The sequence below is a fragment of the Pyrodictium occultum genome (genome assembly GCF_001462395.1).
GTDB lineage: Archaea > Thermoproteota > Thermoprotei_A > Sulfolobales > Pyrodictiaceae > Pyrodictium > Pyrodictium occultum.
Map to the genome: position 1 here is coordinate 919206 of NZ_LNTB01000001.1, position 25204 is coordinate 944409.

Below are 25204 nucleotides of genomic sequence, written 5' to 3' on the forward strand. Positions count from 1 at the left end.
CTTGGCGAGGCACCGCGTGCTGGTAATGGTGTCCTATAAGCCCTCCGCCCGGGACCCGGAGGGCGAGACCCTGGCCGGGGAGCTGAGGAGGCTCGGCTACACGTGGATCCTCGGCGCCAGGGCCGGGAAGGCCTTCGTCTTCGAGGTCGAGGCCGGGTCAAGGGAGGAGGCGGCCCGGCTCGTAGAGGAGATGGCCAGGGAGACCCGGCTCTACAACCCCGCCGTCCACAGCCTCCTGGTGATCCCCCTTGCCTAGGGTCGCGGTGGTGAAGTTCCCCGGCACCAACTGCGACGAGGAGACCGCCTACATGCTCCGCGAGGTAGCCGGCGTGGAGGCCCACGTGGTCTGGCACACCGAGTACAGTTGGAGGAGCTGGGACGCCACCGTGGTGCCCGGGGGCTTCAGCTACGGCGACTACGGCCGCGCCGGGCTACTCGCCTCCTGGAGCCCAGCAGCCGAGCAGCTCCGGGAGGCCGCGGCGGCCGGCTCCCCCATACTCGGCATATGCAACGGCTTCCAGGTGCTCGTCGAGGCCGGCATACTCCCCGGCGCGCTCCTCCCCAACGAGAGCGGCCGCTTCATCGCCCGCTGGACGCGTGTCCGGGTCCACGCGCCGCGGGGGCCCTGGCTCCTCGCGGCCGAGGAGGGGATGGTGCTGGAGATGCCTATAGCCCATGCGGAGGGCCGCTACTACCACCCAGACCCCGGCTCCCTGCTGAGGGATAGGCCCTGGCTGGAGTACCTCGAGAACCCCAACGGCAGCGTCGCCAACATCGCGGGGCTGGGTAGCCAGGACGGGGCGGTGCTGGGCCTAATGCCGCACCCGGAGAGGGCCGCCCACCCCCTCCAGACGCCCAGGGGCCGGGGAACCGGCGGCCGCGTCCTCTTCGAGTCCATCGGGGCAGCGCTGCGGAGGGGCTGGTGATGCCGCTGACGCGGGAGGAGCTGGAGGAGATACGGCGCAGGCTCGGCAGGGAGCCCACCAGGGAGGAGCTAGCCCTCTTCGAGGCCACCTGGAGCGAGCACTGCAGCTATAAGAGCACCAAGAGGCTGCTGAGGAGGCTCCCCACGGAGGCCCCCTGGGTGCTGGTCGGGCCCGGCAGGGACGCCGGCGCGGTCAAGCTCTTCGACGACGTGGCCCTGGTAGCCAGGATAGAGAGCCACAACCACCCATCCGCTGTGGACCCCTACAACGGGGCGGCCACCGGCGTGGGGGGCATCGTCAGGGACGTGCTCAGCCTCGGGGCCAGGCCCATAGCGCTGCTCGACGCCCTCTACCTCGGGAGCCTCCGCACCCCCGTCTCCAGGTGGCTCGCCAGGGGCATAGTCCGGGGGATAAGCGACTACGGGAACAGGATAGGAGTCCCCACCGTGGCCGGGCGGACGTGGTTCCACCCGAGCTACGAGAGGCAGCCGCTGGTCAACGTGGCCTGCCTGGGCGTGGCCAGGCCCGACGCCATCCTCCCCGGCAGGGTGGAGCCTGGCGACGTCATGGTGCTGGCGGGGAACTCCACCGGGAGGGACGGGATGCTCGGGAGCAGCTTCGCCAGCCGCCCGCTGGGCGAGAGGGAGGAGGACATAGCGGCGGTGCAGGTGGGGAACCCGTTCCTCGAGAAGCTCCTCATAGACGCGCTCTCCGAGGCCTTCGAGCGCCGCCTCCTCCGCCACGTAAAGGACCTGGGCGGCGGCGGGCTGGCCACAGCGGTGGCCGAGACCGCGGCCTCCAGCCGGGTCGGCGCCGTCGTGCACCTCGACAGGGTCCACCTCCGGGAGCCGGATATGGACCCCGCTGAGATACTGGTCTCGGAGAGCCAGGAGCGCATGCTCCTGGTGCCGGAGAAGGGTAGGCTGGGCGAGCTGCTCCGTATCCTCGACCGCTACGGGGTCGAGGCGAGCGTGATAGGCTACTTCGACGACACGGGCAGGCTCCGGGCGGTCTACAGGGGCAGGACAGTGGTGGACCTTCCCGTGGAGCTGGCGGCCGAGGCCCCGCCGGTGGAGAGGCGCTCGGAGCAGCCCCAGCCCCCCGGGCCGCTGCCCGGGCTCAGCGTGGCGGAGGAGGAGCTGGGCCGGCTGCTCGAGAGGATCCTCTCCAGCCCCAGGGCGGCCTCCAAGGCCTGGGTCTATGAGCAGTACGACTGGGGCGTCCAGGGCCGCACCAGGCTCCCGCCGGGCCATGGGGATGCCGCGGTCCTCTGGCTGCAGGACGGCACGGCCAGGGGCGTCGTGGCGGCGCTGGCAGGGAACCCGAGGTATACGAGGCAGGACCCGTTCCGCGGCGCCGCCCTCAGCCTCGCGGAGGCCTACCGCAGCGTGGCCGCGGTGGGCGGGGAGCCGCTGGCGGCGCTCGACAACATCAACGCCGGGAACCCTGAGAAGCCGAGGCAGTTCTGGTACTTCGAGAGGATGGTTGACGGCCTCGCCTGGATGGCCAGGGGCCTGGGGATACCCTTCATAGGGGGCAACGTAAGCCTCTACAACGAGGACGAGAGGGGCCACATGGTGGACCCGGTGGCCACCGTCCTCGTCGTCGGCAGGATCGCCGACGCCGGCCGCGCCACGGGACTGGCGCTCCAGGGCGACGCCGTCCTCGTGGCGGTGGGGGAGACCAGGCCCGAGCTGGGCGCTAGCGAGGCGGCCGAGATCCTCCTGGGCGAGCCCGCGGGCGCCCCGCCGGAGCCCAGGCCCGGCGAGGAGAAGGCCGCGGCGCAGCTTGTGAGGAGGCTCGTCGAGAGGGGGCTAGTCACCGCCTCCCACTCGGTGGGGCTCGGGGGCGCGGCCGCCGCCGCAGCCAAGATGGCCGTCGCCGGCGGCGCCGGGGCCAGCATAGACCTCGGGGCGCTCTGCCCCCGGTGCAGCAGCCTCCTCGAGGCAGGGTTCTCCGAGACCCCCGGCCGTTACCTCCTCGAGGTGCCCCGTGAGAGCCTGGGGGAGGTGCTCGAGGAGGCGAGGAGGCTCGGGGTCTGGGCCCGCCCGGTGGGCGAGACCGGCGGTGACTATGTGGAGCTACTGTCCTCGGGGAGACTGGTATCCAGGCTCCCGCTGGAGGGGCTACGCGAGGCCTACGAGATTGCTCTCGAGAGGAGCCTAGCCCGGGGGTGAGCAGGGGCCCTTGTGCGGCGTGGCGGCGTGGATGGGGGAGGGGGCCGCCGGGGCGGTCTACGAGCTGCTGCTGGAGCTCCAGCACCGGGGCCAGGAGGCGGCAGGCGTGGCGTTCCTCGCGGGCGGCCGCATCGGCCTCGCCGGCGGCGGCGGGCTGGTGGAGGAGGCGGTGAAGCTGCCGCCCGAGGCCTCGAGGGCGTGGGCAGCGATAGGGCACGTGAGGTACAGCACCAGCAGCCTCTACGGCGGCGAGCTTTTCCAGCCCGTGGCGGGCGCCCGGGGCCTGGTCTACGTGGCGTTCAACGGCAACATTGTGAACTACCGTGAGCTGGGCGGCGAGCTGCTCGGCCGCCGCTACAGCTGGGACGCCCAGCTCGTGGCAGACCTTGTGGAGGCCCTCTACCTGGAGCACGGCAGCCTGGCCGACGCGCTCCGTGAGGCGGCACGGCTGCTCCGCGGCGCCTACAGCATGGTCGCCCTGAGCTCGAGGGGCGAGCTGGCGGCGGCGAGGGACCCCTATGGGGTCCGGCCGCTGGCCTACGCCCTCGGCGACGGCTACGCCGCTGTAGCCAGCGAGACAGCCGCGCTCGACACCATGGGGCTGGCCTGGAGGGAGCTGCCGGCCGGAGGCCTCCTATACTGCAACGGGAGCCCCAAGGACTGTGTCGAGACCCGTCTCGCCCCCTCCCACGAGCCCAGGCCCTGCGCGTTCGAGTACGTCTACTTCCTCCGCCCGGACAGCGTCTTCGAGGGCGTGGAGGCCCACGCCGCCCGGGTGGAGATGGGCCGCAGGCTCGCCCGGAGCGACACCGTGGAGGCAGACCTGGTGGCCCCGGTGCCCGACAGCGGGAGGAGCGCGGCGATAGGCTACGCGCTGGAGCGGGGCATCCCCCTGGTGGAGGTGCTCTACAGGAACAGGTACGCCGGCCGCGCCTTCATAGCCCCGCCGAGGGAGAGGGACGGGAGGCTCCGGAGGAAGTTTAACCCGATACGCTCCGCCGCCTGGGGCAAGAGGATAATCCTCATCGACGACAGTGTTGTCAGGGGCTCGACCGGCAGGAGGATAGCCGCCACCCTCCGCGCGGCCGGCGCGAGGGAGGTGCACCTCCGCGTAGCCTCTCCCCCCGTGGTGATGCCCTGCTTCCTGGGCATAGACATGCCTAGCCGCCGCGAGCTGGTAGCCCACGGGAGGAGCGTGGACGAGGTGGCCAGGCTCCTCGGTGTGGACAGCCTCCTCTACCTCGGCCTCCGCGGGCTGGAGGAGGCCGTGGGCCGCCGGCTCTGCCTCGGCTGCTTCGGCGGCTCCTACCCGTTCCCGCTCGACGTGGAGAGGCTGGAGAAGGTGTTCACAGAGGGCAGGAGGTGAGGGCAGGGTATGGGAGTCCTCCTGGCCTACTTCTACGAGGAGGACCAGCCTGCCCACGTGTACGCACGCTACGGGGTCATGGGGCTCCGGCACCGGGGCCCCAGGGTCTCCTACGCCGTGCTCCGCGGCGGTGGGCTGGAGGCGGGCAGCATCGACCCCTGGAGCGACGGCTGGAGCCTGCCCCCCGGCGGCGCGGTGGTGGCGGCCGTGGAGCCCACGGGGAGGCTCGCTGCCTCCAGGAGGGCGGCGGTGGCCGTCGACGGCGCCTGCAGCCCCGAGAAGGCCCTCAAGGCTGTCGAGGGGGCCCGGGGCCCCGGGGAGGCCGGGGAGGCCCTCGCCTCCCTCGAGGAGTTCGACGCCTGCAGCGTGGCGGCGCTGAGGGCGGACGGGGGCTACCTGCTCTACCGGGGCAGGCTCGGGGTGAGGCCCCTATCCGTCGGCGGCTACGGCTTCGACGCCCTCTACGCCGCGACCGAGACGGCGCCGATAACCCTGATGGGCGGCGAGCACCGCCACGACCTGGAGCCGGGCGAGGCGGTCTACGGGGACCGGTACAGCCTCGACACTGTGTCCGCGGGGAGGGGGAGGAGGGGCACCTCCCTCTTCGAGTACATCTACCTGGCCAGGCCCGACAGCCTTGTGGACGGCGTGAACGTCTACATGTTCCGGAGGGAGATGGGCCGCAGGCTCGCCCGCAGCCACCAGGTGGAGGTCGACGTCGTGGTGGGGGTCCCGGAGACCGCGCTCCCCTACGCCCTCGGCTACGCGGAGGAGAAGCGGGCCCCCCTGGAGCTGGCGCTGGTCTCCACACTGGGCAGGGTCCGCACCGCTATCATGTCCACAGGCTCCGTGGAGGAGAGGCTGATGGCTCTCAGCCTGAAGTTCAACCCTGTACCGGGCGTGTTCGAGGGCAAGCGGGTAGCCGTGGTCGACGACAGCGTGGTCACCGGGCTCACGCTGAAGACGTTCATCCACCGCCTCTGGAGGAGCCAGGCGCCCCGCGAGATCCACGTGGCCGTCTCGAGCCCGAGGATAGTCGCCCCTTGCCCCCACCGGGTCCAGCTCCTCGACCCAGGGACGCTGATAGCCCGGCAGCTCCGCGACGAGCATATCAAGCGCGTGCTCGACGTCGACAGCCTCGCATGGCTCCCCCTGGGGGAGGCGGTCTCCTACCTCAGGGCCCGCGGGGTCGACCCCTGCACGGCCTGCATGAGCGACAGGGAGGTGGCCGGGAAGTGAAGGTCCTCCTAGTCGGCAGCGGCGGCCGGGAGCACGCCCTCGCAGTACTGATGGCCAGGAGCGGCCTGGAGCCCAGGATAGCGGTGGTGAGCGACAAGAGGAACCCGGGCCTCGCCGAGGCCGCCGAGAGGACGGGGGGCAGGCTCTACACCGGGAAGCCCACGAGCCCGGCCGACGTGGCCAGGACCGCCGAGGAGTGGAGCCCCGACCTCGTGGTCATAGGGCCGGAGGAGCCCCTCTTCGCCGGCGTGGCCGACGCGCTGAGGGAGAGGGGCTTCACCGTCTACGGGCCCGGCGCGGCCCAGGCCAGGATCGAGAAGGACAAGGCCTACGCCAGGGAGCTGATGTGGCGCCACCGCATCCCGGGCCGGCTCCGCTACCGCGTCTTCACCGACCCGAGGGAGGCGGCCGAGTACGCCCGCGCGGCGGGCGACGTGGCGGTGAAGCCTGCCAGGCAGGCGGGCGGCCGCGGGGTGCGCGTCTTCGCCGAGCCCATGGAGCACCTGGGCTCGGCTGTGAGGGAGGCGGCCGCGGGCTACGCGGAGAGGCTCGCGGAGAGGATCCGGGAGAGCTACAGCGACATAGAGCACGCGGTGATAGTGGAGGAGAGGGTTGAGGGCGTAGAGTACACGGTCATGGCTGTCACCGACGGCTCCACGGTGGTGCCGCTCCCCGCGATCCAGGACCACCCGCACCTCTTCACCTGGGACCTCGGCCCCGAGACGGGCGGCATGGGGGCGGTCAGCGGCCCCGGGACCACGCCCTCCTTCCTGGAGCCCGGTGAGTACCGGGAGACCGTGGAGATCCTCGAGAAGACCGTGGAGGCTATCCGCGCCGACACCGGGGAGCCCTACCGGGGGACGCTGAGCGGCCAGATGATGCTCACCAGCCTCTGGGGCCCCACGGTGATAGAGTACTACGCCCGCTTCGGCGACCCGGAGACCGCCAACCTGGTCCACATGGTGGAGAGCGACTTCCTCGAGCTTCTCGACCGCGCGGCCTCGGGGAGGCTGGCCGGCTACAGGCTGGAGGTGGCGGAGGACACCTACGTGGTGACCATAGCCCTGGCGCCGGCGGGCTACCCGAACAACCGCTCCATAGCCAGGGGCCACCCCGTGGCGGTGGACCGGGGGGCCGTGGAGAGGGAGGGCTGCAGCCTCCTCTACGCCGGCGTGGACGAGGGCCCCGGGGGCCTGGTCTCCACCGGCTCGAGGCTCGTGGAGATAGCCTGCCCGAGCACCAGGGGCTACGAGGACGCCGCGGCGAGGGCCCAGCGCGCCGCCTCGGCGGTGCGCCTGCTCGACGGCCACCCGCTGGTGTGGCGGCGCGACATAGGCTCCCGGAGCCACATCGAGGCCCGGGTGAGGCTCGCCGAGCGCGTGAGGAAGGCCTACCTGAGGCGCCGTGAGAGGGGCGAGACCAGGGTCTACGACTGGATCCCCGGTCGCGGCCTCCTGGTCTACGACTACGGCTAATTTCTTTCCCATACCCAGTCACCCGTGTACACCCCGTGAGCGTGGAGGTGTCCATCCGGGATGGGCGTGCCCTCTAGGATGGAGAGGCTCCCCAGCCCCCTGGGCCCCGGAGCGGCTAGGATAGTCCTCCTGGGCGGAGGAGAGCTGGGCAAGGAGGTGGCCATCGAGGCGCAGAGGCTCGGCCTAGAGGTGGTCGTTGTCGACCGCTACGACTGGGCCCCGGCGATGCACGTAGCCCACCGCCGCTACGTGGTCAACATGCTCGACGGCAGGGCGGTGGAGGCTATAGTGGAGAGGGAGAACCCGGTGGCTGTGATCCCCGAGATAGAGGCCGTGGACACGGAGGCCCTGGAGAGGCTGGAGGAGCGCGGCTTCCACGTCGTCCCCAACGCCAGGGCGGTCAAGATAGCGATGAACAGGATCGAGCTGAGGCGCTGGGCCGCGGAGGAGCTGGGGCTGCCCACCACCAGGTACGCCTTCGCCTCGAGCCCGGAGGAGGCCTATGAGGCCTGCGAGCGCGTAGGCTACCCCTGCCTCATCAAGCCCGAGATGAGCAGTAGCGGCCACGGGCACGTCAAGGTCGAGGAGCCCAGCAGGAGGGCGGTGGAGGAGGCCTACATGGAGTCGATAAGGCACGCGCGCGGCGCGAGCAGGAGGGTGATAGTGGAGGAGTACGTCCAGCTCGAGACGGAGTACACTGTGCTCGCCTACCGCTGGCTGGACGGAGACAGGGTCAGGACGGATGCGATGGAGCCCGTGGAGCACTGGAGGTACGGGGAGTACCACTACATAGAGTCCTGGCAGCCCAGCACCAGGCCCAGGGAGCTGCTGGACAAGGCCAGGGATATAGGGATAAGGGTGGCCGAGGGCCTCGGCGGGGTGGGCGTCTTCGGCGTCGAGCTGCTCCAGACCAGGGACGGCCGCCTCCTCTTCAGCGAGGTGGCCCCGAGGCCCCACGACACCGGCATGGTCACCATGGCGAGCCAGGATATGAGCGAGTTCCAGGTCCACGTCCGCGCCTCCGTGGGGCTGCCCGTGCCCAGGCCCAGGGTCCTCACCCCCGCCGCGAGCCTAGCGGTGTACACCGACCTCGACGGCGAGTGGTACCCGGTGCTCGACGGGGTCTACGAGGCCCTCGGGGAGCCGGGGGTGGAGGTGCGCTGGTTCGGCAAGCCCCGGACCTACAGGGGGCGCCGCATGGCGGTGGTGCTGGCCAGGGCGGAGACGGTGGAGGAGGCCAGGAGGAAGGCCCAGATGGCCGCCAGGAGGCTGAGAGTCACTCCGAGGGGTGAGGCCTCCAGGGGGCTCTAATAGTAGTCGCCGGGGAGCCAGGCATTACACTACCTATTGTTACTTCTCTAACACCGGCTTCCAGCGCCACGCGCCTAGCCTCGAGGGCGTGTCGGCGGCTGGTAGGCAGCAGGTCCAGCATCCTGTGGTCCGGTGGAAGGCTAGGAGGACCAGCGGTATGTTCACCCCGTACTCCTCCATCAGGCCGGCTATGTAGCCCGCTATTCCACGCACCTCCTCGGCGTCGACGTAGCCTGGTACCAGGAGTATGCTTACCACCAGGAGCGGCGGCTCCGGCCTCTCCCTAGCCAGCTCGGCGGCTATCCTTCAGCCTCTCAACAGCCCTGCGCCCATCGACCCGGTGAGGGCCTCGTAGACGCTGGGGCTCCAGGCCTTCCAGTCAACCTTCACTATGCCGCCGCCCTCGAGGCTGAGCCTGACAGCCTCCCTGAAGACCGCGGGGTTTGCAAGCCCATTGGTCTCCCAGCATATCCTCGGCGGCAGGCCCCTGTCCAGCCCGCCATGCCCTCCCGCGTATCCTACCAGCCCCGGGCCATCTCTATATCCCTGCCAGCCGCCGGGTGGCGGCCGGGGAGGCGTGGTGGCTAGGGGCCTCAGCTACCGCGACGCCGGCGTCGACCTGGACGCCAGCGAGGCCATGCACCGCCTCGCCTCGAGGCTTCTCGCCGGCCGCCGGGAGGCCTACACCTCCTCCATAGAGCTTGGAGGCTACGAGCTGGTGCTCCACGTCGACGGCGTCGGCACCAAGACGCTGGTGCTGGAGAGGACCGGGAGGATGAGGGTCGCCGGCTGGGACTGCGTGGTCATGAACACCAATGATGTCGCCTGCGACGCCGCCAGGCCCCTGGCGCTGGTAGACTACATAGCCATGCCGAGGGCCGACGAGAGGGTGTTCCGGGAGGTCCTGGAGGGGGTCAGGGAGGCGGCGGAGGCTACGGGAGCGGCGCTGCTGGGCGGCGAGACCGCCGTGCTCCCGGGCCTCGCGGGCGGCGTGGACGTGGTCTGCACGGTGCTGGCTGTGAGGGAGAAGGGCTGGAGGGGGAACAGAGCGAAGCCCGGGGACGTGCTGCTCGGGCTGGAGAGCAGCGGGCTCCACGCCAACGGCTACAGTCTGGCCAGGAGGATAGTGGAGGAGAGGCTGGGCGGCTACGACACGGTTGTGGAGAGCGTTAGGCTGGGGGAGGAGCTCTCGAAGCCAGTGGCCAACTACACCGCGTTCCTCCTCGAGGCCTGGCGCCGGGGCCTCATAACCGCGGCCGCCCACGTAACCGGCGGGGCCTTCACCAAGGTCAAGAGGATCCTCCCCCACGGCTCCGCGGCGGTGATGGAGATGCCCGAGCTCCCCGCCATATTCCGCATACTGATGGAGGCCGGGAGGGTGGAGCCCAGGGAGGCCTACCGCGTGTGGAACATGGGCATAGGCCTCGTGGTGGCCGCGCCCGGCGACCGCGCCGAGGAGGCCCTCTCCCTCGCCGAGAGGATGGGCCACCGGGCCCACCTGCTGGGCCGCGTGGAGGAGGCGGAGGGGGAGGAGCCGGCGGTGGTGCTCGAGACCATGTACGGCAGGATAGTCTACTAGCCCCCGGGGGAGGCCCGTGGAGGGCTAAAAACGCGGGTGCGGCCCCTGCTGCGGCGCTTGGAGGGCTAGCTCTTCTCCAGCTGATCCACCAGCTTCCTGAAGAAGTCCGCGTCCCTGTAGCCCAGTATGTAGAGGGTCTTGTTGCTCCCCTCAACCCACACTGCGAAGCTGGGCGTGCCCTGGAGCCCCGCCATGACCGCTGCGTGGGACGCCTCCTCCACCAGGCTGGCTGCGGGGCAGTCGGGGGTGGCGTTGAGCCTCTGCTCCTCCTCGCTCAGTAGCTTGCCCATGCTGTTGTAGAGCTGGCTCGCGCTGGCCAGCCCCTCCTGGTAGAGCTTGTAGACCTTGCTATATATCCTTGTGGCCTCCTCCAGGTAGGCGGTGGCGTTGCCCGTCCTATTGTAGTAGCATAGCAACAGCTCGTGCAGCCTGGTTACGTTGGGGTTCAGGTGCACCACGAGGTCGACTATATGGTAGGTGATCTTGCCCTCGTCCACGAGCTTCTTGATCTCGGGGAAGATGTCCCTGTAGAACCTGGCGCAGTAGGGGCAGGCGAAGTCCTCGTATATCGCGATGTGCACCCTCCCGTGGCCCAGGGCGGGGTGCCCCTCTATGCCGGGGGGCGGCCCCTCCCTCTCCACTGCCTCCACTGCGCCAGACTCCAGGAGGAGATCAGTTATATTGACGTCGGCTACCTCGTAGACGTTGTCGCTTATCCTCCTCACGCCGGGGACGCCCCTGTCCAGGGGCTGCTGGGAAACGGCGTAGAAGGCCGGCAGCTCCCTGGGGTCCACGCCGGCGGGCGGCTTCTTGACGTACTCGACCCCGGTTATCTTGGCGGCGAAGAGGGATGAGAGGATTTCCATTATACTGCTCCCAGGCTTGAGCGAGTCCCTGTTCACCGTTGCGTAGGGCATGTCGCCCTCAACAACTAGCAGCTTGGCGGTGTACGCGTAGCTGGGCCTGGGGAGCCCCAGCCGGAGCGCCACCTGGGTCTCGAAGGCGGCTGTGTAGTCGTAGCGGAGGGGCCTCCAGCCGCCGGGCAGGGTCTCGTTCAGCAGCGCCCGGGCGAGCTCGCCGCTAACGTTGCCGGCCCTCACCAGTATCGCGGGGTAGACGCGCAGCCCCCTAAGCCCCGCGGCCTCGGCGGTGGCATTGCAGAACCTGGTGCCGTTGGGGAGGAGCCCCGCCAGCTGCCTACTGAGCAGCTCCTGGACCACCGAGGCGAGCTTCTCCTGCCCCTTCTCGTAGACGACCATCACTGCTGGGCCGCTGCCGCACGCCCGGGGCCCGGCCGCGCTGGAGGCGGCGGTTCCCCCGCCCCGGTGGGTTAGGAGCAGCGCCGCGGCAGCCGCCACGGCCACCGCTACAGCTACTGCAGCGTAGAGCCTCCAGCCGCGCATACTCCACCAATCCTCGCTGCTGCCCCGTGGGGCTTGGACCCTAAATTGCGCTGCCCCATACAGCGCTCCGAGTGTGCGGCGAAACAGCGAATACCCGCAGAGACCCCCGGGGATGTATATATGGAGGCCTGCTCCTGCTGGGCGAGGCGTGGGAGCTAATGCCCGAGACAGCTTCCGAGGCGGGGACCCTGTTCCGCGACGAGACGGTCAGGAGAATCCTTGGCAAGTACCGGCTGCTCTGGGCCCTGGGCCACGCCCTATCCCTCATGGGCTGGGATCTCGAGACCTACATGCCCAGGGCGGGGGTAAAGGACCGCTCCACGGCGGCCGAGGAGCTGGAGGGGCTGAGCCACCGGCTCCTGCTAGACCCCGAGCTCGACAAGCTCCTCCGCGAGGCGGAGGAGAAGCTCGATAGCCTCAACGTCTACGAGCGTGGCGTGGTGAGGGTCCTCCGCAGGGCGGTGAGGATAGCCAAGGCGGTGCCCGAGGAGCTTGCCCGCCGCGAGGCGAGGGTGACCAGCGAGGCCACCCAGGTCTGGAAGGAGGCCAAGAAGAAGGCCGACTTCAAAATGTTCAAGCCCTACCTGGAGGAGATAGTCGAGATACAGAGGAGGAAGGCAGAGCTGCTCGGCTATGAGGACCACCCCTACGACGCTCTCCTCGACCTCTACGAGGAGGGGCTGAGGGTCCGCCACCTGGACCCGCTCTTCAACGAGCTGGTGCCGGCGACCAGGAGGATACTCGACCGCGTCCTAACCGGCGGCTTCTACCCCAGCCGCCACCCGCTCGAGGACCAGGGGTACGACGTGGAACGGGCCAGGGCGATGCTCCGCCGCCTCCTGGACGACCTGGGCTGGCCCTGGGACCGGGGGAGGCTGGACGAGTCCGCTCACCCCTTCACAATAGACATGGGCATAGATGATGTAAGGATAACAGTCCGCTACGAGGGCCGCGACATCAAGAGGGCTGTCTACAGCCTCGTCCACGAGTACGGCCACGCCCTCTACCAGCTCCAGATAGACCGGAGGCTGGCCTACACCCCGATAGGGACGGGGGTGAGCATGGGTGTCCACGAGAGCCAGTCGAGGTTCTGGGAGAACGTGGTCGGCCGCGGCCCCTGGTTCATGGGGCTCCTCTCGAAGAGGCTCGCCGAGCACCTGGGGCTCCGGCTAGAGCCGCTGGAGCTGTACCGCTACGTGAACACCGTCCGCCCAGACCTCATAAGGGTTGACGCCGACGAGGTGACCTACAACCTCCACATCTACCTCCGCTACATCCTGGAGAAGAAGCTTATAGAGGGCAGCGTGATGGTGGACGAGCTCCCCCAGGCCTGGGACGATATGATGGAGGACCTGCTGGGGGTGAGGCCAAGGAGCCCGAGCGAGGGCGTGCTCCAGGACATACACTGGAGCCACGGGAGCTTCGGCTACTTCCCCACCTACACGCTAGGCAACGTGATAGCGGCTATGATATGGAGGAGGTTGTGGAGCGGGAGCCCCGAGCTACTGACCGGGCTGGACCTGGCGGGGCTCCGCGCCTGGCTGGGCGAGAGGATACACCGCTGGGGCGCCACCTTCCCGCCGCTGGAGCTGGTGGAGAGGAGCCTCGGAGGGAAGCCCTCGGCGGCTGCGCTGGTGGAGTACCTGGAGTGGAAGTTCCTCCGCCTCCCCGGCGAGCTGGAGGAGTACCTGCCGCGGGGCTAGGGGCCCCTGCCCCCATCCTCTCTCCTCTTCAGCTCCAGCAGCTTCTCCACATCCCCCCTGCGGAAGTAGAAGTAGTAGCCCTCCGGGGCCTCCACCAGTATCTCCTCGAAGCCCATGAGGTCCTCGAGCAGCTCCGCCGGGAGGTCGGCGAGGCTGAAGCCCCTGCCGGCGCGTATATGGAGCCTCCCATCCTCGACCCGGGCGTCGAGGCCGCTCGCCCGGAGCCTCTCCAGGGCCTCTCCGCGGGCCGCCACGGCTAGGCGCCTCCGGGCCTCCTACTCCTGCCCCGCGGGGGTTCTCCTCACTCTCGCCCCCGGCCCCGGGGGGCCTACCCGCGGGGCCCGGCGGGGCGCAGCCCTAGGCTAGAGCCCGGGGCGAGCCCCAGCTCCCTGGCGGCGTTGCCGAGGTTCACCGCCAGCTCGGGGAACCCGAGGCTGTTCATGTAGAACACCAGCTCGCCGGGCTCGGCCTGGCTGAAGACGGGGAGGCAGCGGGCCTTCCTCCTCCCCCTGGCCTCCACCTCCACCTCCCCGTGGCGGCAGAGCATGTTCAAGCACTCCTCCGTGAGGCCTAGGGCCGCGTTGCCGAACCTGTCTATGTAGACTACCATGGCCTCTACCTCCTCCTCGTCGCCCCTGCAGCTCCTGCGGAGGCTGAGCCTCCTCAGCGAGCCCGGGTCCAGGGGCTCGCCGAGCGCCTCGATGCCCCCGCCGAGGGCTAGGTGGGCGGCGGCGGGGGCGAATATGTCGCGGCCGTGGAAGCTGCGGGACACGGGCTTAATGTAGACCGCCTCGTTGCTTATCATGTGAACCCTCACTATCCCGTCCTCGGAGGCGGCCGGGTAGAGGAGCCCGTTGTCGGGGCCGATGAAGTAGTAGCTACGGGTCTCTATAGCCACGGGCTTCCTCTCGGTCCCAACCCCCGGGTCGACCACGGCCAGGAACACCGTGCCCGGGGGGAAGTAGCGGTAGCTCGTGTATAGCACATACGCGCCCGCCAGGATGCTGAAGGCCTCCACCTCGTGCGTTATATCCACCACCCTCACCCGCCCCGCGCCGAGCCTCTCGATGACAGCCTTCACGATCCCGACGTAGGGGTCGCTGAGCCCGAAGTCAGTCATGAAAGCTACCAGGCCACGGCCGGGCGGAGCCATGCCCGGGCAGCACCCCAGCCGCCCCCCGCGCCCCGGCGTTATTGACACTGGCTCCCGGGGGGCTCTCTCCGCATCCACCGCAGAGCAGCGGCAGCATGCCCCGGGGGCTCGGCAAGGCCAGGACTCCTCACCACCCCTCCCTCCGAGGGGCTCGGGAGGTAGCCAAAGGGAGGCGGCCTCACGGCCCCCGGGGCCCCGGGGGCTAGTACCACCAGGTGTTTAGGAACCTATGCTCCTCCACAGGCTCCTCCACGCCTAGGCCCACGGGGCACACGCCGCGGAGGATGCAGCCTCCCCCCTCGCACGCGGGGTGGCCGCTGCAGCCCCTGCACCTCGGCCTCCCGTGGACGCAGACCCTCCTCCCCATGGTCCAGAGCACGTCGTCGAGGATGAAGTCGTCAACGCTGATCCTCTCCGCCACCAGGTGCCAGGCCTCCCGGACGGCGATGCGGATGAGAACGTCCTCCCAGGGCGTGGTCTCCCGGCCTCCGCGTATCTTCTCGAGGAGGCGGGGCTCCGGCCTCACGAGGCCGAGGCGGAGAGCTATCCTGGCCACGTGGTTGTCAACCGGCACCCTCTTGTCCCACGGGTCCCTTATCTCCAGCAGCCCCCTCCTCTCCAGGAACTTCGCCAGGAGCATCGGCTTCTTCTCCACCGGGTCCCCGTAGGCCTCGAACACCCGGAGCCTCTCCACCAGCCCCGGGCTCGAGGGGTCCCAGCTGTGGAGCAGCCCCCGCGACTCCTCGAGGAGCCTGAGAGCGCTCCCGCCGTAGAGCGCCTCCAGCTTCGAGCCCAGGTCCCGGAGCAGCGCCGCCCTCACCCCGGGGTCGGGCGGGCACACGCCGCCCACGCACAGCCACTCCTCAACGTCCCTGGCGGTGATCCCTGCAAGCCTCCGGGGGCTGAAGAAGCCAGGATCCTCGTCCAGCCTGAGGCGGCCAAGCCTGTATAGGAGGTCCGCCCCGTGCAGCCTCTCCCCCCTGACCACGGCCTCGTAGGGCCTCCCGGGCCTCGAGAGCCGGTGGTCTATGGCCACCATTACGAGGAAGTAGCGGGCCACGGTCTCCGGGTCCTCGCCCGCCGGGGGGTAGAACCGGGGGTCGGTGAAGGAGTCGGGCCGGTAGCGCTCCAGCGCGGGGCGCAGCGCCTCCCCCACCCTGGCGGCCTGCACAGCGTCAACGAGCACCACGGCGGCACCCTCCCCCCGCGGGGCTACCCTATCTCGAGCATGGCGAGGGCCTCGGGGACGAGGCCCGCCAGGCGGCGGCGCCACTCGCTCCCCAGGGCTATCAGCACCACCGCGGCCACGGGCTCCGCGCCGGCCCGGATTACTATCTTGGCCAGCGCCTCCAGGGTGGCGCCCGTCCTAGCCAGGTCGTCCACGAGGAGCACCCTGTCGCCCCGCTGTAGGCTCCCCTCGGGGGCGTAGAACACCTTCACGCTGAACGGGGGCTCCCCCGCCTCGCCCCGGATGTAGCCCCGGTAGGGGTTCTCCCTGCTCCTCCTGGCCAGCACCAGGTCGGCCCCGAGCCCCAGGGCTATCGCGGTCGCCAGCGGGACCCCCGCGGTCTCGGCGGCCAGCACCTTGCCGGCCCTGCCCCGGTACCGGTGGGACGCCCAGAGGGAGGCCAGCCGGAGCACCAGGGGGTCCAGCACAAGCTCCTGGGTGTCCACCATGCCCTTGGCCCCGCGTATCCTCTCCCCCAGCAGCCTGCCCGGGGGAAGCCTCTCCAGCACCCTCTCCACTATCGCCCTCGCCTGCCCCGTGCTCGGCACCCTGGAGCCCGAGACGTAGTGGGAGAGGGCCCCGCGGGGCACCCCGGTTATCTCCTCCAGCTCCCTCAGGCTCCACCAGCGGCGGAGGAGGCGGAGGAGCTCCACCGCCTCCAGCCGGAGCCTCAGCTCCCCGGCCCTGTCCCCCGGCGCCACGGCTGGGGCCTCCACGCCCTCCGGCGCCTCCTCGGGGCAGCGGCTTTTCAGGCTATATCTCCCCCGGCCCCCGGGGCGCCGGGGAGGCCCCCTGGAGCAGGGTGTCGAGCAGCAGCATCACCGCGAAGCCTAGGAAGAAGCCCAGGGTCGCCAGGTCCTCGTGGCCGCTGCGGTGGCTCTCCGGTATAGCCTCGTGGCTGACCACGTACATCATAGCCCCGGCCCCGAAGCCCAGGAGCTCGGGGAGATGGTTGGCGGCGAGGCTCCCGAGCATGGACGTCGGCACGGCCATGGCCGTCTCGCTCAGCCCGCTGAGGACGCTCACTCCAAGCGCGGTGAGCCTCTTCCCGGAGGCGGCCAGGATGGGCATGGCTACCGCGAGGCCCTCCGGCACGTCCTGCAGCGCTATGGCGAGGCCGGTGGCTACGCCCTTGGCGATGCTGTAGGCGGAGGCAGCCCCTATAGCCATGCCCTCCGGCAGGTTGTGGATAAGTATGGCCAGCGCCACCAGCCAGGCGGCGCGCAGCTTCCTCCCCCACTCCGGCCCCTCATACCTGCCTATCAGCGCGTGCTCGTGGGGGAGGACGCGGTTCAGCACTGCTACGGCGATGGCGCCAGCGGCGAAGCCGAGGAGGGGCCTCCACGGGCTCCCGGCCAGATCTATCGCCGGTATCAGCAGGCTGGTGAAGCTAGCAACGGTCATAACCCCGCTGCTGAACCCCAGCCCCACATCCAGGTCCCTGGGGTTCAGCCCCCGGCGGCTCAGGGGCAGAGCCAGCACCCCTCCAATGCTCGTGAAGGCCGCCGCCACCAGCCCCATTACAAGCGCCGTCTCCACCGGGCCGCCCTCCCAGCCCGCCAGCAGGCCCTCCAAGCCCTCTAGCCCCCCGGCCGGCTAGGCTCTGCGGCGGCCGGCCGGGGGCTCTAAAGCGGTGCCCGGTGCACCAAGCCCGCCCTCCCCGGGGGAGAGGGTGCACGTGGTCTTCCTGGGCACGGGCGGGAGCGGGGCGCCGCCGGGCAGGGCGGAGAACTGCATCCTGGCCGAGGCCGGCGGGGTGGCTGTGCTCCTCGACGCCGGGCCGGGCTGCAGCCAGCGCCTCCTCGAGGCAGGCTACACCGTCTGCGACATCAGCTACGTCTACATCAGCCACCTCCACCTCGACCACTGGTCCGGGCTCTTCGACCTAGCCGTCCAGGCCTCGGAGCAGGCCTGCAGGCCCCCAGCCCTGCTAGCCGCAGGCCCCGTGGCGGCCGAGGCGAGGGAGGTGCTGCTGCCCAGGATGCCGGGCAGCTTCCGCGAGAAGGCCCGGCTGGAGGCGGTGGAGCCCGGCGGCAGCCTGGAGCTGGGCGGCCTCGCGCTGGAGCCCGTCGAGGCCCGCCACACGGTGCCCTGCTACGGCGCCCTCCTCCGGGAGGAGGGCGGCGCAGCCCTCTACTACAGCGCCGACACGGCCCCCTCCAGGGCGGTGGAGGAGGCCGCCGGGAAGGCAGACCTGGCAGCAGTGGAGGCAACGATGCCCAGCAGCCTGGCCGAGGTGGCGGCGGCCACCGGGCACCACACTGTCGAGCAGGCGCTGGCCCACCGGAGGTACATGAAGCCGGGCAGCATCCTAGCCCTAGTCCACCTCACCGGGAGCAGCCTGGGGGAGCTGAGGGAGAGGGCTAGGAGGGGCAAGCTGCCGCGGGGCGTGCTGGTCCCCTCCGACGGGCTCGCAGCCCGGATCTAGGCAGCCCCGCCAGGCCTCTTAGGGGCCCTCATCCCGGTCAAAACCCGGCCTACCATGGACTCCAGCCCCTCTATCGGGGGCCGCTAGCCCCGCCACGAGGGTTCACGGGGTCCCGCCCCCGGGGCTGTGCAGCTGGTCACGCACCCCCACGCAGTAGACGCGGCTCAGCGCCGTGAAGCCTGCTATGAGCCGGTCCAGGGGCTTGCCCCGAGCCTGGAGCCGTGGAGAGCCTCCATCACTGTTGTGCTGCACCATGTTTTCCGTGGTATGCGTGGAGCCCCCGGGGGTCCCCGCGGGGGAGCGCAGAGCGGCCCATCCCCCATCAAAAAACATTATTATTAGTATCGCCTCCGCCCCCGATGAGGATGGAGGCGCGCCCACTTGGCGAGACTTGTCGCGCTCCCTGGCGCCAGCGTGGAGGGTGCGGTGGAGGCTGACGGGCTCGAGAACGCCGCCGAGAAGGCGGCCGAGCTGGCCGGAGAGGGCGAGCGCGTGCTCATAGTAGGGGACGGGGCGTGGAGGGCGGCCGAGCTGGCCTGGGAGAGGCTTGAGAAGACCGGCGGCAACCCGCTGCTGGTCTGGGGCCTCGACCCCGTCGAGGCCCGGGCTGCCGGCGTCCCTCTCGAGGCTGCTGCAGCCGCCCGCCGGTCGCTCCTCGAGTGGCTCCAGCCCGAGGAGGCCGGGCTCCGCACAGCCCCCGGGAAGAAGCTTGGGCGCCGCGACCTGCTCCGCTCCGGGCCCGCCGCCGTCTTCGAGGCCGTGGACACGCCGGTGGTGGTCGACCCCCAGGCCTGCAGCCTGCTGAAGGGCTGCAGGGCCTGCATAGACTCCTGCCCCTACGGGGCGCTGGAGGGGAAGCCGCCCAGGGCTGATCCATACAAGTGCACCGGCTGCGGGCTCTGCCTCTCCGCCTGCCCCGCCGGCGTGCTCGAGGCCGCTGGGGCCGGCGAGGACCCGGCCTGGAGGTATCTACGCCTCCTAGGCGCCCGTGGGCCGGGCTACCTGCTCATCCTCTGCCGCCGCGACGCGGCCTGGGCCGTCGAGGCGCTGCGCGGGGCCGAGCCGGCGGCCAGGGCCTACATCCTCCCGCTCACCTGCCCCGGGCAGGCGGGGCTCCGGCTCCTCCTCGCAGCCTGGGGCGCCGGGCTCGCCCCCGTCTACGTCTGCAGCAGCGGGAGCGTGAAGGCCTGCGGGGTGGAGGCCTTCCAGAGGTACCTGGAGACGGTGGCTGCGGACTACACTGCGCTCACCGGGTTGAAGCCGGTCTTCGCCGCCGAGCGGGGGGAGCTCGGGGAGGTGCTGCAGCGGGAGCCGGGGCTGAAGCCGGCGGCGCAGGGGGCCGAGAAGGCGTGGCGCTCGGCGGTCGAGGCGGTTAAGGCTAGGCCCCCCGGCTCCAGGGTTGAGACGGCGGCGCCGCTGCTCGGCGTGGTGGAGGTGGATCCCTCGAGGTGCACCCTCTGCAGCGCCTGCAGCAGGGCCTGCCCCACCGGCGCGCTCGAGATGGTGGAGGGCGGGGAGGGCGCCCGGCTGCTCTTCCACCCCGACCGCTGCCCCGCCTGCAGCCTCTGCGTGGACACCTGCCCGGAGGACGCGATACGCCTCACACGCGCCGTCGATCCCGGGCTCCTCTCGGGCGGCACCAGGCTGCTCCACAGCGACGAGACGGCCCACTGCATAGTCTGCGGGAGGCCGATAGGCCCCCTGAGCATGCTGAGGAAGGTGGAGGCGAGGCTCCGCGCCAGCGGGCTGCCGGAGGAGACCATCATGAAGATCTACCTGTGCAGCGAGTGCAAGCAGAAGGCCGCCCTCGGCCTCATAGACCTCAGCAAGTACCTCGGGGAGCAGAGGAAGAGGGGCCAGGCCCTATAGAGCCGCCGGCAGGCTCTATAGGCGTATACAGCCGCCTCTAGAGGCAGTGGATCCGGCTCTTTACCCTCCCCCAGGGCCCCCGGGCTTAGGGGCTGAGAAAGGAGGGCCTGGAGAGCCTTGACCACGATAGCGCATATCTCGGACCTGCATGTGGGCGCACCCTACTTCTCCCCCGAGCTTGCCGAGAACGTTGTGGGGTACCTGGACAGGCTTGAGCCGGATATAGTGGTGGTCACCGGGGATATAACGGACTACGGCTACATCCACGAGTACGAGAAAGCCGTGGAGCTCCTCTCCAGGATAAACACGCGGGACCTCATACTGGTGCCCGGGAACCACGACTCCAGGAACATGGGCTACGTGGTATTCGAGGAGCTCTTCGGCACCCGGTACCCCTTCCTGCGCAGCGGCAGTGTCTGCATCCAGGGCGTGGACTCCAGCGAGCCCGACCTGGACGACGGCCATATAGGCAGGCTGGCCTACAGGCTCGTGGAGGAGAACCTCGGGGGCTGCAACGGGGTCAGGATAGTGGCGCTGCACCACCACCTGGTGCCGGTGCCGGGCACGGGCAGGGAGAGGAACATACCCGCCGACGCCGGCGACTTCCTGGACCTCCTCATGAGGCTCGGCGTCAACATAGTCCTCGCGGGGCACAAGCACGTGCCCTGGATATGGGAGCTCAACGGCATGCTCCTCGTCCACGCCGGCACGGCCACCACGACCAGGATAAAGGCGGGCACAGTCCCCTCCTTCAACGTGCTGAGGGTGGAGGAGGGCGGAGAGGTCGAGGTGGTGAGGGTCAACTCCTACACGCTGAGGGAGACACCAGTCTACCGGGGCACGCCCAGGCCGTTCCCACGCTACAGCATAGAGCAGTACCGTGAGATGCTGGACCCGGTGCTCGAGAAGGCCAGGGGGAAGCTCCACCGCTTCGGGAGGGTGAACGGGAGCTAGCCCTCCCCAGGGGAGTCGGCTACCACCGGGTTCTCCAGGCAGCCTATCCCCTCGACGCAGACCTCCACGGTGTCGCCGGGTCTCAGGTAGCGGGGCGGCCTGCGGGCGTGCCCCACCCCCGCCGGCGTCCCGGTGGCCACTACGTCGCCGGGCTCGAGCAGAGTGCCCCTGCTCGCGTAGGAGACGAGCACAGCCACGCTGTGCACCATGTCGCTCGTGGTGCCCTCCTGGAGCCTCTCCCCTGACACGGTTAGGGCTAAGCGCAGCCCCCTGCCAGGGTCCAGCACGGTCCTCGGCACGACCACCGGGCCTAGGGGCGAGTAGGTGTCCCTGCTCTTCCCCCTCCACCACTGGGAGGCCCCGGAGAGCAGCTGCTCCGTCCTCGCCGAGACGTCGTTGAGGCACGTGTAGCCCCAGACAGCCTCCAGCGCCTCCCCGGGCTCCAGGCTGCGCGCGGGGAGCCCCAGCACCGCGGCGAGCTCGGCCTCAGCGTCCACCCGGAGCCCCGGGTCGTGCAGCAGTATCGGGTCCCCCGGGCCCACAACCGCGTTGCTGCCCTTGGAGAAGAGGTCGGGGACCCTGGGCGGCTCGACACCTATCTCCCTGGCGTGGTCCCGGTAGTTGAGCCCCACCAGTATGAGCTTCCCCGGCCTCTCCACTGGGGCCGCGAGCCTCACCCCGCGAAGCGGGAGCCCATGGTCGCTCCCGGAGACCCGGCGGGCCAGCGCCTCGAACTCCTCGGGCGGGTACTCGAGCATCACCTCCCTCACGTCGCTGAAGCCCCAGGGGCCCAGCGGGTAGACCCTGCCGCGGTACACGATGGCGGGCTCCACGCCGCCCCCCGGCGCCAGCACCCTGGCGAGCCCGATTACAGCCTCCACGCTGAACCCCGGGCCCCGCACAGCCCGCACCGCGCACCCTCCCCTCCGGGAGCGCTCCTACTCCTAGGGGCCCGCAGCCCCCCGGGTATTCCGGCTATAAAGCCAGGCCCGCGGTGAGGCCCCCGGCTGCAACAAGCTTTTCGAGAGGCCGGCTAGGGCGCTTATAAGAGCGGCATGGCCGGGGACCCCCGCTCCCGGAGGGGAGAGGGATGCGCAGGGTGAGCGCCGGCAGCCTCGCCGTGCTCGCCGCGGCCCTCCTCGGCGCGGCGCTGCTCGCGGTGGGCGCGGCCGCGGCAGGGGACGGGCACCACTACGTGGAGATCCGCATGGACGGCAGCTTCGTCTTGAGGCTGACGGGCTACATAGAGTTCACAGTGCACCCCAGAGGCGCGGGCACCATAGTGACCGACAGCGGGCCGGTGGTGGTCAATCCCGGCGACCGGGTGAGGCTGGTCTTCAACACCACCCGCGGCTACATCCACTTCAACAGCGGCGGCTGGGTAGAGATAAGGGACACGCCGGTGGAGGCAATATACGTCAACGATAGGCTCGTAGCCTCCAACACCACGATAAGGTATACGGGGCAGGGCCTCCGCTACCAGCAGGCCGAGGCCTCCACGCTCAAGGCTGTGGTGGCGCCGGAGCCCTCCAGCGGCGAGGGCCCGAGGCTAGTCCTAGTCGTGGACGGCCACTCCGTGGAGGTGGACCACGGGGGCTACGTGGTAGTCTACAACCTGGCGCCGGGCCCCGCCGGCCCCGGCAGACGCGGCCCCCACGACCTAGTGGTCGACTTGGCCGGCTTCCATAAGTGGCTCCGGGGGGCCGCCGAGGGCGTAGAGTTCTGGACCGACAGCGGCGTGAAGGTGATAGGCGTGGACGAGCTGCCCCTCCTCCGCGGCCTCGCCCAGCTAGCCCGCCAGCTGCTAGGCTAGCCCCACCCCTACTCTATGAGCACGGCCTGGTAGTGGCAGAAGACGCGGGGCGGATCCCTCTCCCCCAGGCCCCTAGACACGTACATCACCGACTCCCCGCGGCGGTAGAGCCCCCAGGCGTAGCCATACCGGCTGTTAGTCCACACGCTCCGGTTAACCGGCAGGCACCACTGGCCCCCATGAGTGTGGCCGGCCAGCACCACCACCCTAGCACCCCTAGGCAGGTGGCTGAACGCGTCGGGGCTATGGACAACCACCAGATCCGCCCCCCGCGCCAGCCTCTCCAAGGGCCCCCGGTAGCCACGGGGATCCTCCCTCCAAGCCAGCCCCGCCACCCGCAGCCCCAGGACCTCGGCGTCAGAGTCAAGGAGCACCGAGAACCCCGCATCCTCCAGCAGCCTCACCCCCTCCCCCAGGGGGAGCCTGCGAGCCGCCCACACCTCATGATTCCCAAGCACGGCCACACCAGCCCTCATGTACCTAGCCACCTCCCGCAGCGTCTCCCACACCGGCCCAAACCCCCTCGTCCTCTCATCCCACGTATCCCCCGCAAGCACCACCAGGTCCGGGCGGGCGGCACGCGCAGCCCACACAGCCCTCCAGCCAGGAGACCCATGAACATGGAGATCGGCGAGAAGAAGCACACGCCTACCAACACCAAGCCTGACACGCGTGAGCTCAACCCCAGCAGCCAGAGTCTCAACAACACCAGCGGCAGCCAGCCCCACAACACCAGCAGCAACACCAGCCACAATACCAGCCAGCCCCAACCCGGCCCAACCCGCCGGCCCCAGCATGGCGACGCACAAAAACTGCCACCTCCGCGCCAGCCACAAGCCGTAAGGGCAGATTCTGCATCTCTTCATCGCCGGGCATCGGTGTTGGCCCGTGTTGCCGGGGGCTCTATTGCTCTATAGCTCTGCCTACCCGCCGCCATTCTTGATGAAACCTAAACAAATAGGATTGGAGGGGGGTGTCAGGGGGGTGTTGGAGTTGTTTTGAGTTGTTCTGCTAGTTTTTCTAGTCTTTGTGCTAGTTTTGGCCCGTAGTGGGCTAGTGTGTCGACTGGTGTTACTAGTAGCTTTGCTCTGGCTAGGAGGCCTGCCATGCGCCATGTTTCTAGGCGTTTCTGTGCGAGGCGGTGGGTGGGGTTTGGTGATTTGGCCTCGTAGACTATTATGGCTGGGTTGTGCTTCTCTAGCTCCTCCGGTGTGGGGTAGGCCCATTTGGCCTGCCTGTTCTGGTAGGGGTGGGTTGCTCCTAGGTGGGTTAGTGCGTGGCCTGCGTAGCTGAGGGCGGCTGGTGAGACTGGCTCGCCGAGGTCTATGATGTAGGCTATGCGTGCTCCCTTGGCGGCGGCGTGGAGCCTGGCGAGGCGCTGGTGGAGTTTCTGGGATAGCTCCTCCGCCTCCCTTATCCTGCCTATGTGGACGCCTATCCTCCACGCCATGTCTGCTACCCCGTGGAGGCTTGCCGGGATGTCGATGTGTACTACGCGGTAGCCGTGGGCGGTGAGGAGCCTTGCCGCCGGGAGCTGGGCCTCGCCGCTGGTGAAGACCACGTCTGGCCTGAGCTCCTGGATCACGTCGAGCCGGGGCTTCAGGTAGTCGCCTGCTATCCTCTTCCCGGGCGCGTAGGGGAGGCAGAAGGAGGAGACCCCTACCAGCTCGTCGCCGGCGCCGAGCTCCACCAGGGTGTCTGTTACCGAGGGGGAGAGGCTTACGATCCTCAATGCTCCCGGCCCTCTCCCCACAGGGCGTGTGGGGCGTCGACTAAAACCGCTGGCGGGGGCTGGCGGCGGCCACGGCGGGCCCCTGGGGCTCTCTGGGGATGCTGGCGCCGGAGCCGCTGGTGGTGGGCGCGGAGGGTGTGCCTCACGGGCCCGGGTGGCGGTCCAGCATGCTGCAGAAGGCCTCGAACTCGGGGAGGCTGCAGGCGTAGCCCTCGAAGCCTCTCCAGGACCCGCCCCCGCCCTGGAGGAGCCGCCAGTAGAGGTACTAGTGCAGCGTGGGCCCGGAGCAGCAGGGGGCTCGTCCACGGCCAGCCACTCCAGGTAGCAGCTCCTGCCGGGCCGGTACCAGCGGGCCACGAGGGGGAGAACGGCGTCCTTGCAGGGGGCGTAGACGGCGCCGTGGCGGAGGGAGAGGGCCTCCAGCGCGGTGGATCCTGCTCCTCCACTCGGCTCCGGGGGTGGAGGAGCCCCTCCCCGGCTCCGGGCCCAGCTGGTAGGGCTCCCAGCCCGCCTCGGGGACGCGGCGCCGAGGACCCGGTAGAGGCTCTCCAGGCCCTCCCTCGTCTCGCGTATAGGCTCCGCTATGACGCCCGCGGCGCCCCTCTCCAGGGCCTCCTCTGCCACCCGCAGCTGCTCCTCCTCGAGCCCCGGGAGCAGGGGCTGCACCCTGACGACCACCCTAACCCCGTGGCTGGCCAGGGCCTCGGCGGCGTCGAGCCTCCTGGAGGCGGGGGCTCCAGCAGCCTCGAGGCCCCGTCGGGGAGGGCTATGGTCTCCTGGAGCAGGAGCAGCTCGTGGTCGGCTAGGGAGAGGAGGCTGAGCGCCTCGGGGTCGGCCAGGGGGTCGCC

Annotated in this window: 24 protein-coding genes; 13 read left to right on the forward strand and 11 right to left on the reverse strand. The window is 69.9% G+C overall.

Annotated elements, in window-relative coordinates:
- Position 1: 1 nt before the first annotated feature.
- From purS to purT, 7 genes are read left to right on the forward strand one after another with little or no spacing between them, the layout of a single operon-like run.
- Complete coding sequence (gene purS / locus CF15_RS04880; protein ID WP_058370786.1) at positions 2-256, forward strand: phosphoribosylformylglycinamidine synthase subunit PurS; 255 nt, start codon at positions 2-4, stop codon at positions 254-256.
- Positions 249-926, forward strand: a complete 678-nt coding sequence (purQ, locus tag CF15_RS04885) for a phosphoribosylformylglycinamidine synthase I (RefSeq protein WP_058370787.1) — start codon at positions 249-251, stop codon at positions 924-926. The genes purS and purQ overlap by 8 nt, the downstream gene beginning before the upstream one ends.
- On the forward strand, positions 926-3103 hold the full coding sequence (gene purL / locus CF15_RS04890) for a phosphoribosylformylglycinamidine synthase subunit PurL (protein ID WP_058370788.1): 2178 nt from the start codon (positions 926-928) through the stop codon (positions 3101-3103). Before purQ ends, purL begins: the two co-directional genes overlap by 1 nt.
- A gap of 19 nt (positions 3104-3122) precedes the next feature.
- Positions 3123-4469 carry an amidophosphoribosyltransferase gene (gene purF, locus CF15_RS04895; RefSeq protein WP_236698196.1) on the forward strand — a complete coding sequence of 449 codons (1347 nt, stop codon included), beginning with the start codon at positions 3123-3125 and terminating at the stop codon, positions 4467-4469.
- A 9-nt stretch (positions 4470-4478) separates the two neighbouring features.
- A complete protein-coding gene (locus CF15_RS04900; RefSeq protein WP_058370790.1) occupies positions 4479-5708 on the forward strand; it encodes a phosphoribosyltransferase family protein in 1230 nt (409 codons plus the stop codon).
- Positions 5705-7183 (forward strand): phosphoribosylamine--glycine ligase, encoded by a 1479-nt coding sequence (purD, locus tag CF15_RS04905; protein ID WP_058370791.1) that lies wholly within the window; start codon positions 5705-5707, stop codon positions 7181-7183. The genes CF15_RS04900 and purD overlap by 4 nt, the downstream gene beginning before the upstream one ends.
- Before the next feature lie 60 nt (positions 7184-7243).
- The gene (gene purT, locus CF15_RS04910) at positions 7244-8494 is read left to right on the forward strand and encodes a formate-dependent phosphoribosylglycinamide formyltransferase (RefSeq protein ID WP_168371284.1); all 1251 of its coding nucleotides are present in this window, start codon (positions 7244-7246) and stop codon (positions 8492-8494) included.
- Between the two features lie 39 nt (positions 8495-8533).
- On the opposite strand, the gene CF15_RS09060 is transcribed toward purT, so the two are convergent.
- The gene (locus CF15_RS09060) at positions 8534-8752 is read right to left on the reverse strand and encodes a hypothetical protein (protein ID WP_058370792.1); all 219 of its coding nucleotides are present in this window, start codon (positions 8750-8752) and stop codon (positions 8534-8536) included.
- A gap of 319 nt (positions 8753-9071) precedes the next feature.
- Here CF15_RS09060 and purM point away from each other — a divergent pair, with 319 nt between their 5' ends.
- Positions 9072-10073: a phosphoribosylformylglycinamidine cyclo-ligase gene (gene purM, locus CF15_RS04920; protein ID WP_058370793.1), complete on the forward strand. Its 1002-nt coding sequence runs from the start codon at positions 9072-9074 to the stop codon at positions 10071-10073.
- Between the two features lie 65 nt (positions 10074-10138).
- Here the strand turns inward: purM and CF15_RS04925 are convergent, their stop codons facing one another.
- The gene (locus CF15_RS04925) at positions 10139-11476 is read right to left on the reverse strand and encodes a DsbA family protein (protein WP_058370794.1); all 1338 of its coding nucleotides are present in this window, start codon (positions 11474-11476) and stop codon (positions 10139-10141) included.
- Positions 11477-11634: 158 nt separating this feature from the next.
- Between CF15_RS04925 and CF15_RS04930 the strand changes: the two genes are divergently transcribed.
- Positions 11635-13179 carry a carboxypeptidase M32 gene (locus CF15_RS04930; RefSeq protein ID WP_058370795.1) on the forward strand — a complete coding sequence of 515 codons (1545 nt, stop codon included), beginning with the start codon at positions 11635-11637 and terminating at the stop codon, positions 13177-13179.
- Here the strand turns inward: CF15_RS04930 and CF15_RS04935 are convergent.
- The 5 genes from CF15_RS04935 to CF15_RS04955 all read right to left on the reverse strand — a co-directional run bounded on the left by CF15_RS04935 (position 13176) and on the right by CF15_RS04955 (position 17135).
- A complete protein-coding gene (locus CF15_RS04935) occupies positions 13176-13433 on the reverse strand; it encodes a hypothetical protein (protein ID WP_058370796.1) in 258 nt (85 codons plus the stop codon). The genes CF15_RS04930 and CF15_RS04935 overlap by 4 nt on opposite strands.
- A 74-nt stretch (positions 13434-13507) precedes the next feature.
- Positions 13508-14332: an SAM hydrolase/SAM-dependent halogenase family protein gene (locus CF15_RS04940; RefSeq protein ID WP_058370797.1), complete on the reverse strand. Its 825-nt coding sequence runs from the start codon at positions 14330-14332 to the stop codon at positions 13508-13510.
- A 202-nt stretch (positions 14333-14534) separates the two neighbouring features.
- Positions 14535-15521: a hypothetical protein gene (locus tag CF15_RS04945; protein WP_058370798.1), complete on the reverse strand. Its 987-nt coding sequence runs from the start codon at positions 15519-15521 to the stop codon at positions 14535-14537.
- Between the two features lie 23 nt (positions 15522-15544).
- A complete protein-coding gene (locus CF15_RS04950) occupies positions 15545-16276 on the reverse strand; it encodes a phosphoribosyltransferase family protein (protein ID WP_058370799.1) in 732 nt (243 codons plus the stop codon).
- 37 nt (positions 16277-16313) lie between these two features.
- Positions 16314-17135: a ZIP family metal transporter gene (locus CF15_RS04955; protein ID WP_168371285.1), complete on the reverse strand. Its 822-nt coding sequence runs from the start codon at positions 17133-17135 to the stop codon at positions 16314-16316.
- A gap of 58 nt (positions 17136-17193) precedes the next feature.
- Here CF15_RS04955 and CF15_RS04960 point away from each other — a divergent pair, with 58 nt between their 5' ends.
- Positions 17194-17988, forward strand: a complete 795-nt coding sequence (locus CF15_RS04960; RefSeq protein ID WP_168371286.1) for an MBL fold metallo-hydrolase — start codon at positions 17194-17196, stop codon at positions 17986-17988.
- Positions 17989-18090: 102 nt separating this feature from the next.
- On the opposite strand, the gene CF15_RS08870 is transcribed toward CF15_RS04960, so the two are convergent.
- Positions 18091-18243, reverse strand: a complete 153-nt coding sequence (locus CF15_RS08870) for a hypothetical protein (protein WP_168371287.1) — start codon at positions 18241-18243, stop codon at positions 18091-18093.
- Between the two features lie 126 nt (positions 18244-18369).
- On the opposite strand from CF15_RS08870, the gene CF15_RS04970 reads away from it, so the two are divergent.
- Positions 18370-19857, forward strand: coding sequence for a 4Fe-4S binding protein (locus CF15_RS04970; RefSeq protein WP_058370802.1), 1488 nt, complete (start codon positions 18370-18372; stop codon positions 19855-19857).
- A gap of 117 nt (positions 19858-19974) precedes the next feature.
- On the forward strand, positions 19975-20811 hold the full coding sequence (locus CF15_RS04975; RefSeq protein ID WP_070807826.1) for a metallophosphoesterase family protein: 837 nt from the start codon (positions 19975-19977) through the stop codon (positions 20809-20811).
- On the opposite strand, the gene CF15_RS04980 is transcribed toward CF15_RS04975, so the two are convergent.
- On the reverse strand, positions 20808-21722 hold the full coding sequence (locus CF15_RS04980; RefSeq protein ID WP_058370803.1) for a fumarylacetoacetate hydrolase family protein: 915 nt from the start codon (positions 21720-21722) through the stop codon (positions 20808-20810). The two genes, CF15_RS04975 and CF15_RS04980, sit on opposite strands and share 4 nt — an antisense overlap.
- Before the next feature lie 179 nt (positions 21723-21901).
- Between CF15_RS04980 and CF15_RS04985 the strand changes: the two genes are divergently transcribed.
- The gene (locus CF15_RS04985; RefSeq protein ID WP_058370804.1) at positions 21902-22624 is read left to right on the forward strand and encodes a hypothetical protein; all 723 of its coding nucleotides are present in this window, start codon (positions 21902-21904) and stop codon (positions 22622-22624) included.
- 8 nt (positions 22625-22632) lie between these two features.
- Here the strand turns inward: CF15_RS04985 and CF15_RS04990 are convergent, their stop codons facing one another.
- Together CF15_RS04990 and CF15_RS08585 are read right to left on the reverse strand one after the other, a co-directional pair.
- Positions 22633-23376, reverse strand: a complete 744-nt coding sequence (locus CF15_RS04990) for a metallophosphoesterase (RefSeq protein ID WP_168371288.1) — start codon at positions 23374-23376, stop codon at positions 22633-22635.
- 224 nt (positions 23377-23600) lie between these two features.
- The gene (locus CF15_RS08585; protein ID WP_168371289.1) at positions 23601-25034 is read right to left on the reverse strand and encodes an ABC transporter substrate-binding protein; all 1434 of its coding nucleotides are present in this window, start codon (positions 25032-25034) and stop codon (positions 23601-23603) included.
- Positions 25035-25204: the final 170 nt, after the last annotated feature.